The sequence below is a fragment of the Undibacterium sp. KW1 genome (assembly GCF_009937955.1).
GTDB lineage: Bacteria > Pseudomonadota > Gammaproteobacteria > Burkholderiales > Burkholderiaceae_D > Undibacterium.
In genome coordinates, this window is record NZ_AP018439.1 from 3,547,934 (window position 1) to 3,562,977 (window position 15,044).

The window sequence follows — 15,044 nt, forward strand, 5'->3', positions numbered from 1 at the left end:
CGAATTCTGTTTCATGTTTTTCCGTATCCCGTCGCTGCATGATCGTGGCCTTGGGTTTATTGACGTTCACGGGCCTGGCGCAAGCACAACAGGTCTTGCGTGTATCCGCCATACCTGACGAAGCACCAACTGAATTACAACGCAAGTTCAAACCACTGGGTACCATGCTGGAAAAGAAACTGGGCATGAAGGTAGAATTCATACCCGTCACTGATTATGCCGCGTCGGTAGAAGGACTGATCAACAAGAAACTGGACATGGTCTGGTTTGGTGGCTTCACTTTCGTGCAGGCCAAGGTACGCAGCAAAGACCAGGTCATACCGCTGGTGCAACGTGAAGAAGATGAAAAATTCAAATCGGTCTTCATTACTACCGATAAAAATATTACCAAGCTGGAAGACCTCAAGGGCAAAACCTTCACCTTTGGTTCTGAGTCATCCACTTCCGGCCATCTGATGCCAAGGTCTTATTTGCTGGCCGCGAAGATCAACCCTGATACAGACATGAAACGCATCGCTTTTTCCGGCGCCCATGATGCGACTGTCGCTGCCGTATCTGGTGGCAAGGTAGATGCTGGCGCCCTGAATATCTCAGTCTGGGAAAAACTGTTGGCGCAGGGCAAGGTCGATACCAAGCTGGTGCATGTGTTCTACACTACCCCTGGCTACTATGACTACAACTGGTCAGTACGTGCCGACATGCCTGCCGACTTGCGCAAGAAGATCAGCGATGCCTTCCTGAACCTTGATCCAGCCAACCCGCAAGACAAAGAAATACTTGAGCTACAACGTGCCACCCGTTTCATCCCCACCAGGGCTGACAACTACAAAGCCATAGAAGCGGCAGCCCATAATGCAGGCCTGCTGAAGTAATGCCGGCAGTAATGGCTACAGTACAGCTGCGCTTGCAGCAATTGAGTGTGGCTTTTCCCGGTGCGGCACACACTGCACCGGTGGCAGGGCAAGGGCAACAGCAATACCTACTTGAGAGCCTGAACCTGACAGTAGCCCAGGGTGAGCAAATTGCCATCATAGGCCCGTCTGGTGCCGGCAAAACCACGCTGCTACATACCCTGGCTGCGGCCCAGCAACCGGCCAGTGGACAATTCCAGTTCATGGAGCAGGATGTATGGGCCCTGTCGCACACGGCGCGCCATGCCTTGCGCCCTCACTTGTTTCTTGCACCACAAACACCGCCGTTACCTGCACGCCAGCGCGTCGTAACTGCGGTGCTGGCCGGACGCCTGCCGCACTGGACACTGGCGCAGGCGTTACGCAATCTGATCAAGCCCACCGACCCGCTGGCCGCCTGGCAAGCCTTGCAGCGATTTGATCTGCAACATAAGCTCTATGCCAGGGTCGATAAACTGTCTGGCGGTGAGCGGCAGCGCTGTGGGCTGGCACGCCTGCTCTTGTCCGACGCCAGTCTCTTGTTGGTTGATGAACCCTTGTCTGCACTCGACCCGGCGCTGGCGCTGCAAACCTTGAACACCCTTCAGCAGGAAGCAAAGCAACGCAATGCGACGCTGATCTGCAGCCTGCATCAGGTGGAGCTGGCGCGCCAGCACTTCCCGCGCATCATAGGCTTGCGCGCCGGTAAAATCCTGTTCGACAGCGACAAGGTCGATGACCAGATGATCGCCGACCTGTACCGGAACACGGGCAGTCCCCGGCAACAGTCATTGGATATGGCTGCGCCGGATCAGGCTGATTTCTCTGACGCTCCCCGCTGTTTTTAAGCACGATGACACAGCAGGAGAGTCATCCAGAGATACAACATGATCCCGCATGGCGCATGCGGGTGACAGTCAGCTTGGGCATGTTGGTGCTGCTCTGGCCCATGCTGCAAATCACTGAATTCAAACCCTGGCAACTGATCGATGCACAAAGCCTGGGCGCAGCATGGCGCTTCCTGTCCGGTTTTTTTCCACCAGCGCATTCCACGGAATTTTTACTCATCGTGCTGGAGGCAAGCTGGCAAACCATTGCCATTGCCACGGCAGGCCTGACGCTGGCGCTGCTGGGGGCCATTCCCATGACCCTGATCGTCAACGAGCATTTATCGATCTCACGCATAGGTAGCGGGCGCATGCATGGCATGGCCAGACTGTTGCGCCAGCTCGTGCGCTGGATGCTGGTCTTGCTACGCAGCGTGCCCGAGCTGGTCTGGGCCTTGCTGTTCGTGCGGCTGGTCGGGCTGGGGCCGACTGCGGGCGTATTTGCCATCGCCCTGACTTATGCAGGCATGCTGGGCAAGGTCTATGCCGAAATACTGGAAGCCAGTGATGCCCACGCCACCGACAGCCTGCTCAGGAATGGCAGCAGCCGCCTGACAGCATTTCTGTATGGTGCATTGCCAAATGCCGCACCAGAACTGATTTCCTACACCATCTATCGCTGGGAATGCGCGATACGCGGCTCTGTCGTCATGGGCTTTGTCGGTGCTGGTGGCCTGGGTCAGCGCATGGATGAATCCATGAAAATGCTGTCTGGCGCGGAAGTATCCACCATGCTGATCGTGTTCGTACTGCTGGTGGGTCTTGCAGACCTGGCCAGTAAATTATTCCGCAAGGCACTGGCATGAGTGCACTTGATAACAAGATGCCAGTTGCACCGGCACTATTCAGTCCGCTCAAGCTGGTATTAAGTGTGGGCATCATCTTGCTGGTCATCGCCAGCTTTGTCAGCCTGAATATCGAATGGCGCGCCCTGTTCAGCGACGATGCCACAGGCAAAACCTGGGAGTTTTTGCTAGGCTTTGCGCCTCCTGACGTCAGCCCTGCCCTGCTGACAAAAACCGCGCTGGCTTCTTTTGAAACCCTGGCCATGTCGGCACTGGGCACCCTGATTGCCGCCATTCTGGGTCTGTTACTGGCTCTGCCAGCCAGCGGGCGCTTTGGCAAAACTGCAAAAAGTAGTACGCGTTTATTTTTAAATGTGGCGCGTGCCATCCCCGAACTGGTGTGGGCGTCCATTATGCTCATCGCCGCTGGCCTGGGCCCATTTGCAGGTACTATTGCGCTGGCCGCCCATACTACCGGCGTACTTGGCCGCCTGTTTGCTGAAGTATTGGAAAACGCTGCGCCGCACGCAGAATCCACATTGCGCCTGAACGGTGCATCTGCCATCAATGCCTTCCTGTATGCGACACTGCCACAAAGCCTGCCGCAAATGCTGTCTTATACACTGTATCGCTGGGAAAACAATATCCGCGCCGCCGCCATCTTGGGCGTCGTCGGGGCCGGCGGTCTGGGGCAGATGTTGAAGTACCATCTGTCACTATTCCAGATGCAGACCGCCGCCACGGTTATCGTCGCCATGCTGATACTGGTTGCCTTGGTAGATGCATTGAGCTTCGCGGTGCGGCGCTGGTTGATGCACTAACACTACCCATTAGCACTACCAACTGATCACACAAGACAAAGCCAGCAAACCCAGGGCCAGGACAAAGTACAGCAACTGCAAGGGTATCATCCACTTCGCCCAGGTTGCCCAGGGTATGCGTGCCAGCGCCAGCACGCCAACGGTAATGCCGGATGTCGGTATCATCGGTGTCGTGAATTCACCAAACTGAAATGCCAGTATCGCCGTCTGTCTGCTCACACCAACCAGGTCAGCCAGAGGTGCCATGATGGGCATGGTCAGTGCCGCCTGCCCGCTGCCGGAATGGATAAAGAAATTGATGACAGACTGGATCACAAACATCTTGTGTGCAGCGAAGATGGGATGTGAGGACTGCACGAACGGCATGAGGAAGTTCAACATCGTGTCAATGATATTCGCGTCCCGCGCCAGTATCATGGTGCCGCGTGCCAGGGCTATCACCAGTGCAGTGGTCACCAGGTCTTTCGCGCCTTGCATAAAAGCTTCGACAAAACTGTCAGCGTTGAGCTTGCCGACTATGCCTACCAGGATGGCCATGACCAGGAACAGAGCAGCAATCTCTTCTATATACCAGCTGTATTTAACGACTCCCACGACCATGGTAATGAGAGTCAGCAGAAACATGCATAGCACCGCCTTGTGAGTAGCTGTCATCCCGGTAAAACTGGTGAATTCATCGATCCTGAGATTCTTGCGTTTTTCTTCATCAAGAACAAAGGTTGGGCTTAATTGTGGATTTTTCTTGATACGTGCTGCATACCAGCTGAGAAAAACAATAGTCACGACTGTCGCCAGCAACCACGCAACAAGCCGGAAACCTATGCCAGAAAACAGCGGTACACCCGCAATCCCCTGGGCAATACCAACATTAAAAGGATTCAGGAACGCCGCTGCAAACCCGACTTGCGAGCCAACGAAGGGTATTGATACGCCTATCACCGAGTCATAGCCAAGTGCCAGGGCCAGCGGGATAAAGATCATGACGAAAGGTATGGCTTCTTCTGCCATGCCAAAGGTCGCCCCGCCCAAAGAAAATAGCGTTACGAACAAGGGAATGATGCCTGCCCTGACAAGGGTTGAATGCGTGTGCGCACGAGCCACGGATTTGATCATGGCATCAATTGCTTCGGTCTTTTGCAAGACCGCGAAAGCACCACCAACGATGAGTACAAAGCCGATGATCAATGCCGCTTCAACAAAGCCCTTGATCGGCGCCATCATCAGGGCCACAGCACCTTGCGGATTGCTGGTGACATAATGAAAGCTGGCAGGATCTATCAGCGTCTTGCCATTCACCACATGGGTATCATATTTACCACCGGGTACCAGCCAGGTAGCCAGCGCGATCAGTGACAGCAAGGAAAACAGCAGAACAAAGGTATTCGGTAATCTGAGTTTTTTCAGCATGATGCATTCCTGGTCACAAGGACAGTAAATTACCGCTGCGATAGGCAACGGGGCCAGCGATTTTGGCAATGCGCATGCCGTGCGTGGCATAGCGTCTGGCGACACGGGCGAATAAAATGCCGGATACAGTTGCCAGTACTGGTGTCAGCTTCGCGCTGATCGGGTCAACGATGTCGGCCACTTTCTCACCTGCCTTGACGTGATCGCCTGTCTCTCTGGTAAACACCAGGATGCCTGCATGTGGGGCACGCAAAGGCTCAACACCTTCCAGCGGTGTAGGCTGGCATAAGGCCTGAGGTAAGGCCGATGCTTTTCCAGGCAGGTAACCCGCATGTCTGAGAAAATTGATGATGGCCGTGGCATCTGCCTGCGCCAGCTCGTGACTGACTTCAGTTTCTCCACGCAATTCCACCGTGATGGACAGGCAGGCATTTGGAACAGGCGTCGCCGTACCGAAATGTTGTGCCAGCTCCCACCAGTGGCGTGAGCAAGATTCATCAAAAGGATCATCACCCGACAATACCGAGACCAGCACTGCCTGCGCCCCGAGGTAGGCGGCCAGTGGCATGCAATCTTGCGCCAATGGAGTACCCGTATATAAGTGCATGACAGCCTGGTTATCGCAATGCAAATCCAGCACGATGTCAGCATCGACTGCCAGGGTTTGCAGGATTTTCTTTTGCTGTTCTGTTGCTGTTTCTGGCTGCCATGCCTGCAGCACTGCCAGTGCCTGCTGGCGTATCAGCTTTACATTTTCTTTTTCATCCGAACTCAGCTTGCCTTCCAGCAGAGGCAAAAGATGTGGTGTCAGGTAGCGATAGCCACGGTTGAAATTGACACCAGTCGCCAGATCAAAGCGGCCAAAAGCCGTGCCCTGTATATCCTGTGCCAGACCTATAGGGTTGGCCACCGGCACCAGTACGATTTCGGCCGCAATTGCAGAGATTTTTTCATACTGCTCCAGCATCTCTTGCAAATAATGATTTACCAGCATGCCGGGTATTTCATCTGCGTGCAAGGACGACTGTATATACACCTTCCGGCCCTGGTCTGGAGTGCCGTAATGAAAACTCCGCAACTCCCGCACTGTCCCGCTACTGATATCTGGCAAGGCATGGCTTTGTATTTGCATAAAAAACTCTTTTCTTTTGTTGGTGATGGTAAGACCAAAAAGTGACTCATACAGTATTTATCTTGTGGCACATATTGTTCATGCTTCCACAGCATTTTTTCAATAGCAGCTTTTGCAAGCAGAAAAATACAACACTGCTGAACCCGTCCTCACTGCGATTAATGAACGATTTTTTACATATTCTACATTTATGAAAATAAAACGACAAATAGTATTGAAAATATTTTTAAACAGGGCTACAGTTCATTCATCGAAAAAAGTTTTACTCAATGTTTTACTGAATGCTTTACCGAATACGGCACATGAAAAAATTAAATCCCCCTGTTGAATCTGCCTCGCCGGAAATGGTCTTTGCCAAATCCACGCTGGGTGAATCCCTGATGCTGGTCTTGCAGGAAGGCTCAGCATCCTATAAACGCATTGCCAATTTCCTCTTGCGTAATCAGGTCAAGGTGACGGCGCTCGGCATAGAAGACATGGCAGAACAATGTGATGTATCAACCGCCACCATCAGCCGCTTTGCGCGTGACATGGGCTTTAATAATTATGCGGGACTGCGTAACCAGATTGCAGAAGTGGTGCAGGCCGTGTTCCAGCCGGTAGAAAAACTGCGCAATACCATAGAAGCAAAAAAGAATGCGCCCTCGCCTGCCCATACCAGCATGCAGTTTGCTGCTGCCAATATTGATGCAGCAAACCAGGGCATGTCTGAATCAGACCTGAACGAGGTAGTCAGTCACATCGCCAAGGCTAAAACCGTGTATGTCATGGGCTTTGGTCTGAGTGCCCATCTGGCCGGCATGCTGGCCCTGCATTTGCAGCCATTCTGCTCACATGTAGTGGAAGTGGTGGGGTATGGCGGCACTGAAGTCGCGGCAGGTCATCTCGCGAATATTACTGACAAGGATGTACTCATCGTCATCTCTTTCCCACGCTATGCGCTGGACGTCATCAAGCTCACGCAGTTTGTACGCGACCATGATGCGTGCATAGTCACGATCACCGATTCCCCAGCCTCGCCGATCGCACAACTGGGTCATTATCTGCTGCTGGCACCAAGCACCCACGGCGTCTTGCCCAGCAGTGCCAGTGCTGCGATCGCCGTCATCGAAGCCCTGGTCAGCAGCATGATGGTGTCAAATAAAAAGAACGTGGAAAAAGCCATGCGCCTGACCGAAGCCATATCAGCCTATTTGCATAGCGCTGACAACAACGTCAAATACACACAGCCGGATAGCAATAAACCCAAGAAGTAAATAAACAAAATTAGCGAATCACAGTCACTCCCCGGAGTGCCTGAGGGGGATGCTTTTTTTAAATTTCTGTAAAACCTGAGGAGAAGAAGGCAATGGCAACGAAAAAACAAGCATGTCAGCCCATACCCAAGAAATTGGCTGTCGCAACCTGGTCTGCATTGAGTGTCATGGCGATGTTGGGCATGGCCCAGCAGACTGCATGGGCGCAAACTGAGAATGATCCCAACAAACCGCAGCGAGTAGAGATTACTGGCTCGTCAATCAAGCGCATTGATGCAGAAACTGCCCTGCCCGTGCAAATCATCAGCCGCGAATCGATAGAAAAGTCAGGCGTCACCACGGCGGCAGAATTATTGAGCAAAGTGTCGGCCAGCACAGCGGGCCTGACGGACGGTGCCAGCTTCAGCGACAACGGTGGTACGCAACGTGGCTTCAATGGTGCCAACCTGCGTGGCATCGGTGTGTCATCCACCCTGATCTTGCTGAATGGCCGCCGCCTTGCCAACTTCGCTTCACCTGGTACCTCGTCTGGTGTGGATTTGAATTCCATCCCTTCCGCCGCCATACAGCGCGTGGAAGTCTTGAAAGACGGTGCATCAGCGATCTATGGTGCAGATGCGATTGGTGGTGTCATCAACTTCATTACCCGCCCTGATTACCAGGGTGCAGAAATATCCGCTTACGCGGGCAATACCCAGCACGATGGTGCAGATAAAAAAATCATCAGCCTGTCTGGCGGGATAGGCAGCCTGACTCAGGACAGGTACAACCTCATGGGTGTGGCGAATTTCCAGAACACCGGTAGCCTGCGCTCTACCCAACGTTCATGGATAGGCTCTGCCTATCAGCCTGACATCAATCTGGATGTGGGCAGCTCCAACACTTTCCCGGCGAATGTACGCCGCACCACGGCCAGTGGCGGGGCAACCGGCTCACGCCTGAACCCCAGCGCCCCGACTTGCAACCCACCTGCCACGGTGTTTGCGGCAGACAGCTTTGTCGGCAGCAAAGCCTGCTTGTATGATTACATGCATGACACCGAGATTTTCCCTGAATCGCAGCGCGCATCGCTGCTGGGTCGTGCCCAGTTTGCTATCGATGCCGACAATACCCTGTTTGCTGAAGTACTCCACAGCGACACCAAAACCACTTACCGCATCAGCCCACTGACGGTCACCAACCTGAATTACCCGGTCACTGGAATTTATTATCCGAATGACCTGATCACGACCAACAAGACTCCTTTGCGCGTAGGCTTGCGTCTCAGTGCGGCGGGCCCGCGCACCAATGAAGTCAATGCAGTTGCGCAACGCCTGATAGTCGGTGCCAAAGGCACAATCGCAGGCTGGGATTATGATACTGCCCTGAATCATAGCGTCAGCAAGGTTGATGACAAATATGTCGATGGTTATGTCAGGACATCGGCTTTTGACAGCGCCTTTTTGACAGGCAAGATCAATCCCTTCGGCCCATCAGGAACTGAAGGTACGAGTCTGCTGAATGCAGCAAAGATCAGCGATGCTGCCCGTCAGTCAAGAGCGACTACCGATGCGTTTGACATCAAGGCTTCACGCGAATTATTTACCATGGCAGGCGGCAATGCAGGCCTGGCAATAGGGGCAGAATACCGTCGTGAGAAACTGGAGTTCACCCCGTCTGCCTTGCTGGCTGCAGGTGAGATACGCGGTGATGGTGCTGCAACAGCTTACGGTGGCAGCCGCACCGTCAAGGCCCTGTTTGCCGAATTGAATTTGCCCATACTCAGCAATCTCGAAGCCCAGGCTGCCGTGCGCCATGACAGCTATAACGATGTAGGTAGCACCACCAATCCAAAATTTGGTTTGCGCTGGACACCAGCCAAGGAAGTCGTGGTACGCGGCTCCTACAGTGCCGGTTTCCGCGCCCCCAGCCTGGCTGACATCAATGAACCAGCACGCACAGGACAGACCAGCGGTATCTATAATGACCCGCTTGGCTGTATCAAGACCGGCAATATCGACAATACCAAGAACCCGGATTATTGCGGCATACAGCCTGACCTGATCAAGGGCGGTACGGCCAATCTGAAGCCTGAGGCATCGAAGCAGTTTTCTGCCGGTATCGTCGTTGAACCCAGCCGCAGCCTGACTGCCTCCCTCGATTACTGGCGCATAGAAAAGTCTGACACCCTGCTGGCCAACGAAGGTGCTTACTTCAGCGCCCCCAAGTCCAACCCAGGCTACGCGATACGTGGTGCGGCTGATCCCAGCCTGCCAGGCATCCCGGGCCCTATCCTGTCAGTCGATGGTCGTGTGAAAAATATAGGCTCGTTGAAAACCTCAGGCGTCGATGTCAACGTCAACTGGAAGCTGCCAGAAAACAGTCTGGGCAAATTCAATATCAGCCTGAACGGTACTTATGTCATCGACTACAAGACTCGTAACACGGCTGCCAGCCCGGAAGTGAATGGCGTAGGTATCTACACCGACACCCAGGTAGTACAACGCTGGAGACATACCCTGACATTTGACTTTGACCGTGGCCCATGGGGCGCGACACTGCAGCAGACTTACTACCAGGGTTATCACGATCAGAATGCCCTGGCCGATGGCAGCACCCGTGACGTGCCCGCCTATGTCTTGTGGGATTTGAGTAGTAGCTATAAATTCAGCAAGGCATTCAGCTTGCGTGCAGGCATCAAGAACCTGCTGGATACGAATCCGCCACGTTCCAACCAGGTATATAGCTTCATCGCTGGTTATGACCCCAGCTATACCGACCCACGTGGCCGCTTCATCTACATATCTGGCAACTACTCTTTTAAATAAGCTATATCAATAATCACTTCCAAAGCAGCGCCTGCGTGAATATTAGGGACAACACTTGGTGTTGTCCCTTTTTTTAAACGCATACGCATAGCGATGAATTGAATCACTTACAATATCAAAAAATCAGGATGAAAATAATGACAATTTCTCTGAAAAATTCCAGTTGGCTATTGCGTAGTTTGCTAAGCTGGCTAACTCTTTTAATCTGGCAATTGCCCATGAATGCTCACGCAGAAGACAACACCCTTCAACAATCAAAAGGCTCACTCGTCATCATAGGCGGTGCCTTGCGCATGGATAATTCTGTGGTGTGGCAACGCATCGTACGGCAGGCCGGCGGCAGGGGCGCAAAGATTGCCGTCATCCCTGCAGCAGCTGGCAGCCCGGAAAAATCAGGGGCGTTTGCGGTGGAATCCCTGAACCAGAACGGCGCCCAGGCATTTTTGATACCCCTGTCGGTCAAGCATGCGCAATTCAAGCCAGACGAAATCGTCAGCAACACGACCTGGCTGGACAAACTGAAAGATGCCAGCGGCGTGTATTTCACCGGTGGTGACCAGGGTCGCATCATACAGGCGCTGGTCAAGCCAGATGGCAGCAAAACAGCGATGCTGGAAGCGATCTGGGCGTTATATCAGCGTGGCGGTGTCATCGCTGGCAGCAGTGCCGGTGCTGCCATTATGAGCACGACCATGTTTTATGATGCCAAGCCAGTACTGCCTACCTTGAAGCTCGGTGTCACTGATGGCAAGGAGATTGCGGCTGGTCTGGGCTTTATAGGCCCCGACGTTTTCATAGATCAGCACCTGATCATCCGTGGCCGTTTTGCCCGCATGCTGCCTGTCATGCTCAAAAAGAATTACAAACTGGGCTTGGGCGTAGATGAAAATACGGCGATGGTGGTCAGCAACCAGGGGGAAGTTGAAGTCATAGGTTATAAAGGCGCAATCCTGTTTGACCTGAACCAGGCAACCACCGATGGCACACAAAAGAATTTTAATATCAGCAATGCCCGCATCAGCTATCTGGACAGGGGCGACCGCTTTAATTTGCACACCAGGACACTGACGCCATCAGTTGACAAGCTGCAAAACAAGCTTAATCCTGCCCAGGCATACAATACTGAGCAGCGTTTTTATCCTGACATCCTCGCCAATACCGTAGTCACTGACCTGATGTTTCATTTGATTGACAGCAAGCTGCAACGTGCGACTGGCCTGGCTTTTGGTATGGATGCCCAGCCTGAACTGGGTTTTGAATTCAGCTTCAGTAAAGTGGCTGACAGCGAGGGCTATTATTCTGGAGCATCCGGGGCAGAAAGCTATACGGTACACAATCTGCGCCTGGACATACGGCCCGTCAGCATGAATCTGCCACTGTATAAATAAAACAAGCCTGACATCAGGCTACATCAAAGAGGATGGCATTAATGCCATCCTCTTGTCCTTCCTTCTGCGCAAGACCCGCGCCCTGATTTGTCGTTTGTTTGCAAATTCTTCCTCTAAGGCATCTTGGCTTCACTTACAATCCAGATAACGCTTACCCCCTGCACCTTGCGGGACACATTGCGTGATCGCCAATTAATAAACTATGCAGACCTGCCCCAAATGTAGGTGGATTAAATAGAGGGGATACCTGTTTTTATCTCTCACATCCGCACTGCATTGCAGCATACTGCAACAAACCAGTGAGACCACACCATGAAACTCAGCACCCGCATCATCTTGCTGTGCGCCATCACCCTGTTTGGCATCTCCGTTATTTCTGCCATTTCGCTATATTCCCTGCGCCAGACCATGACCAGGGAGCGCACTGAGCAAATTTCCAACATGGTGGAAATGGCCCATGCCGCCATAGCAAAGGCCTATGCACTGGAACAATCAGGCAAGCTCTCACGTGAAGATGCGCAAAAACAGGCCAAGCTGGCGATTTCCAGTTTTCATAAAGATGAAATGTATTTCTTCGTACGCGGCTACAACGATGATTTGTTGCTCGTGCACCCCAAGGCAGACCGCATAGGTGTACCGCAAAAGGATATGAAGGAATCTGGAAACCGCTACCGTGCCTCACTGGCTAAAAGCAGCATTGGTGTTGTACAGGCCATGGGTACAAGACCGGGTGTACAAGGCCAGGTTGAGAAAATCTATGCCGTCATGCGCTTCGCTCCGTGGGAATGGCTCGTGGGTACCGGTACTTATCTGGACGATATTAATGAAGCCTTCTGGCAGCAGGCTGGCATCCTGCTCGGCCTGGGCTCCCTCATGATGGCCATGGTCGGTGCCCTTGCCTGGCACATGACACGCACTATTCTCGGTCAACTGGGCGGCGAGCCCGCTTATGCGGCCGAGGTAGTAGGCCATATAGCAGAAGGCGACCTGACTGCGGATATACAAGTCAAGGATAATGACCAGTCCAGCCTGCTGTTTGCGATCAAGACCATGCGCGACAAGCTGGCCTCTGTCGTCAGTGAAGTGCGCACAGGCTCAGAATCCATCGCCACGGCATCTGGTGAAATTGCCTCAGGCAACCTGGATTTGTCTAACCGTACCGAGCAACAAGCAGGGGCACTGGAAGAAACTTCATCCACCATGGAAGAACTGACTTCTACGGTCAAACAAAATGCCGACAATGCCAGACAGGCAAATCAACTGGCGATCTCGGCATCTGAAGTTGCCACCCAGGGTGGCAGCGTGGTGGGCCAGGTGGTGGCGACCATGGGCTCCATCAATGAATCATCAAAAAAAATCGTCGATATCATCAGCGTGATTGATGGCATCGCCTTCCAGACCAATATCCTGGCATTGAATGCTGCAGTAGAAGCTGCACGTGCCGGTGAACAGGGTCGTGGCTTTGCCGTGGTTGCCAGTGAAGTGCGCAACCTGGCGCAACGCTCGGCCTCTGCCGCCAAAGAAATCAAAACATTGATAGACAGCTCTGCAGAAAAAGTAGAAGAAGGTGGCAAGCTGGTTGCCATCGCCGGTTCCACCATGGATGAGGTGGTGGCCAGCGTCAGGCGCGTGACTGATATCGTCGCCGAGATTGCCTCAGCCAGCCAGGAGCAAAGCTCGGGCATAGAACAGGTCAATCATGCGATTGTGGATATGGATAATATGACGCAGCAAAATGCCGCACTGGTAGAACAGGCATCTGCTGCTGCCCAGGCCATGAATGAACAGGCTGCTGCGCTGGCGCAGGTGGTCAATATTTTCAAGGTGCAGCAAGAAGCTGGCGCTAGGCCGCAGATCAGCCTTGCCAGCGTGCGTCCAGCGCCAACTGGCCAGGCGAATCAGCCACGCCGCTTGCGCTAGAGAGCTATCACTTAGAGAAAGATTTTCCCGCTCAATCCGGTAATGATGCGCTGGCGCTGCAAAGCCTGCTCAGTTGCCGTATTGTCGCGGGTCGCATTGGCTGAGAAGTCAATCACGGTTGTCTGTTTATCCGGCACAGTTGTGCTATCAATGAGCTTACCGAACTCATAACTGGAGATGCTCAGATTGCGGTCATGACTTTTTTCCAGCCGCGCACTATTCAATTGATTTTTTTCAAATCCTAATTCGAGCTTGCTGCTCTCATGATCATCTACTTTGAAGTAGCGATAATTCTGCGAGTTCTTGCTCTCGCCTAGCTCCGCTTTTTTGCCAGACTTCAATTCAAGGTGGAAAGCTGCGCTAAGGCTGGATTCCAGCTTCTGGCTGATTTTCCCACTCGACAACTGGCCTTCCTGCGTCGTCTTCTGGCTGGTCTGGAAATTGAAATAATCGCTCTCCTGCAAGCGCAAAGGATTTGGCGTAGTTGTTTCCCCCGTGATCTTTGCGTCAAAATCTGCCAGTCCAGTTAGCAGGGAGCCCGCGCCGGCATCCCAGAACGATGGGGCCTTGGCAGGTGCCAGCGCTGAAAGATTGCCAGTATCATCTGTGGTATTGATTTTTTGTACGGCAGAAAATGCTTCCTTGTACTGCGCTATCAAGCCTTCATCTGCATGACCACGCTTGGCAGCACTATCGATTTGCCCCAGGAATTGCTGGATAGCCTGCTCCCTTTGAGTCGCATTTCCCCTGAGACCTGCATTGTCGTGCTTGACATCAATATCGATCACGCCACTGGGTGAGGTCAGTTTGAGCTGATGATGTGACTGATCTATCCTGAAATCGACTTGCCTGTCACCTGACTTGATATTCAATTCCAGCGAACTGATGACGGCAGTATCAAAGCCAGACAAAGCATTGAGGTTGATCTTCTGCTCGCCAAAATAACTTTGCGCCGCAGCCTCCAGGCCAGCCGCCAGTTTATCGAGCGCCTTGCTGTCGGTCTCGCTCAACTCTGCATCACTGCTGGCCTCTACGCTGAGGCCATTGCCATTGCTCTTGATGGACAGGCTGACCTTCTGCCCGGAAGCGAGTTTGACGCTCAGCCCAAGGCTTTGGTCGGGACGGTCACGCAAGTCACTCAAACTGACCTGCCCTGCTTCAGCCACAGCCTTGCTGCCTGCATCTGCATCCACGGAGGTGGTGATATATGCCTGCTTGACGTTAGCACCTGTCACATGCAGGCGTTCTATAAGCCCGCTAGCAAGACCATTGAAACGCCCTGCTGTGGTCGTCGCTGAAACGGCATTTTGTTCAAGAAGATAACTGAAATGATCATCGCCCTTATTTTCCCACCATGCCGTAGGAGCCACAGTTGTGGATGCAGATGCAGATACAACAGCGGCCTGATTATAAGTCTGCCCTACCGTGCCACTAGCAGAGGAGCGTAGATTGACTTGATAAGAACTTGCAGGCGCGGATACTGATGTTGATGAAGGGGCTGATGAGGCAGGCGCAAGCTGAGGGTTCACATTCTGCGTCTGAATCTGTGCCTGACCAACGCCAGGGCTTACCACCGTATTCAAACTGGTAGAGATAGTTGACATGGCTTGCTTACGTCCTTGAAATAAATCCTTGCTTAATTTTCAATTGATTATCGACAATGTTCATTATTTCTTTAGCAAACATGTATGAAAAATCAGGAAAATTCATATTGCCTTGCACATAAAAAAAGAGATGCCAGGGCATCTCTC

At 52.8% G+C, this 15,044-nt stretch carries 11 protein-coding genes; 8 read left to right on the forward strand and 3 right to left on the reverse strand.

Translation table 11 applies throughout. From position 1 onward, the window contains the following. Positions 1-38: 38 nt before the first annotated feature. Genes UNDKW_RS16015 through phnE form a run of 4 tightly spaced genes read left to right on the forward strand, consistent with a single transcriptional unit; the run spans position 39 to position 3,383 of the window. Positions 39-872: a putative selenate ABC transporter substrate-binding protein gene (locus UNDKW_RS16015; RefSeq protein WP_162061969.1), complete on the forward strand. Its 834-nt coding sequence runs from the start codon at positions 39-41 to the stop codon at positions 870-872. Positions 873-883: 11 nt separating this feature from the next. Continuing rightward, positions 884-1,738, forward strand: a complete 855-nt coding sequence (locus tag UNDKW_RS16020; protein WP_162059481.1) for a phosphonate ABC transporter ATP-binding protein — start codon at positions 884-886, stop codon at positions 1,736-1,738. Between the two features lie 5 nt (positions 1,739-1,743). Beyond that, positions 1,744-2,583, forward strand: a complete 840-nt coding sequence (locus UNDKW_RS16025) for an ABC transporter permease (protein ID WP_162059482.1) — start codon at positions 1,744-1,746, stop codon at positions 2,581-2,583. Further along, positions 2,580-3,383, forward strand: coding sequence for a phosphonate ABC transporter, permease protein PhnE (gene phnE / locus UNDKW_RS16030; protein ID WP_197892898.1), 804 nt, complete (start codon positions 2,580-2,582; stop codon positions 3,381-3,383). The genes UNDKW_RS16025 and phnE overlap by 4 nt, the downstream gene beginning before the upstream one ends. A 15-nt stretch (positions 3,384-3,398) precedes the next feature. On the opposite strand, the gene UNDKW_RS16035 is transcribed toward phnE, so the two are convergent. Next, a complete protein-coding gene (locus UNDKW_RS16035; RefSeq protein ID WP_162059483.1) occupies positions 3,399-4,790 on the reverse strand; it encodes a YfcC family protein in 1,392 nt (463 codons plus the stop codon). A 13-nt stretch (positions 4,791-4,803) separates the two neighbouring features. Beyond that, the gene (locus UNDKW_RS16040) at positions 4,804-5,922 is read right to left on the reverse strand and encodes a succinylglutamate desuccinylase/aspartoacylase family protein (RefSeq protein WP_162059484.1); all 1,119 of its coding nucleotides are present in this window, start codon (positions 5,920-5,922) and stop codon (positions 4,804-4,806) included. Positions 5,923-6,224: 302 nt separating this feature from the next. Between UNDKW_RS16040 and UNDKW_RS16045 the strand changes: the two genes are divergently transcribed. From UNDKW_RS16045 to UNDKW_RS16060, 4 genes are all read left to right on the forward strand, one after another. Continuing rightward, complete coding sequence (locus UNDKW_RS16045; protein ID WP_232063000.1) at positions 6,225-7,178, forward strand: MurR/RpiR family transcriptional regulator; 954 nt, start codon at positions 6,225-6,227, stop codon at positions 7,176-7,178. A 92-nt stretch (positions 7,179-7,270) separates the two neighbouring features. Continuing rightward, positions 7,271-9,985 (forward strand): TonB-dependent receptor, encoded by a 2,715-nt coding sequence (locus UNDKW_RS16050; RefSeq protein ID WP_162059485.1) that lies wholly within the window; start codon positions 7,271-7,273, stop codon positions 9,983-9,985. Between the two features lie 218 nt (positions 9,986-10,203). Further along, complete coding sequence (locus UNDKW_RS16055; RefSeq protein WP_162059486.1) at positions 10,204-11,373, forward strand: cyanophycinase; 1,170 nt, start codon at positions 10,204-10,206, stop codon at positions 11,371-11,373. Positions 11,374-11,685: 312 nt separating this feature from the next. Further along, positions 11,686-13,293: a methyl-accepting chemotaxis protein gene (locus tag UNDKW_RS16060; protein ID WP_162059487.1), complete on the forward strand. Its 1,608-nt coding sequence runs from the start codon at positions 11,686-11,688 to the stop codon at positions 13,291-13,293. An 11-nt stretch (positions 13,294-13,304) separates the two neighbouring features. On the opposite strand, the gene UNDKW_RS16065 is transcribed toward UNDKW_RS16060, so the two are convergent. After that, entirely contained in the window at positions 13,305-14,897 is a 1,593-nt protein-coding gene (locus UNDKW_RS16065) for a hypothetical protein (RefSeq protein ID WP_162059488.1), read from the reverse strand. Positions 14,898-15,044 lie beyond the last annotated feature (147 nt).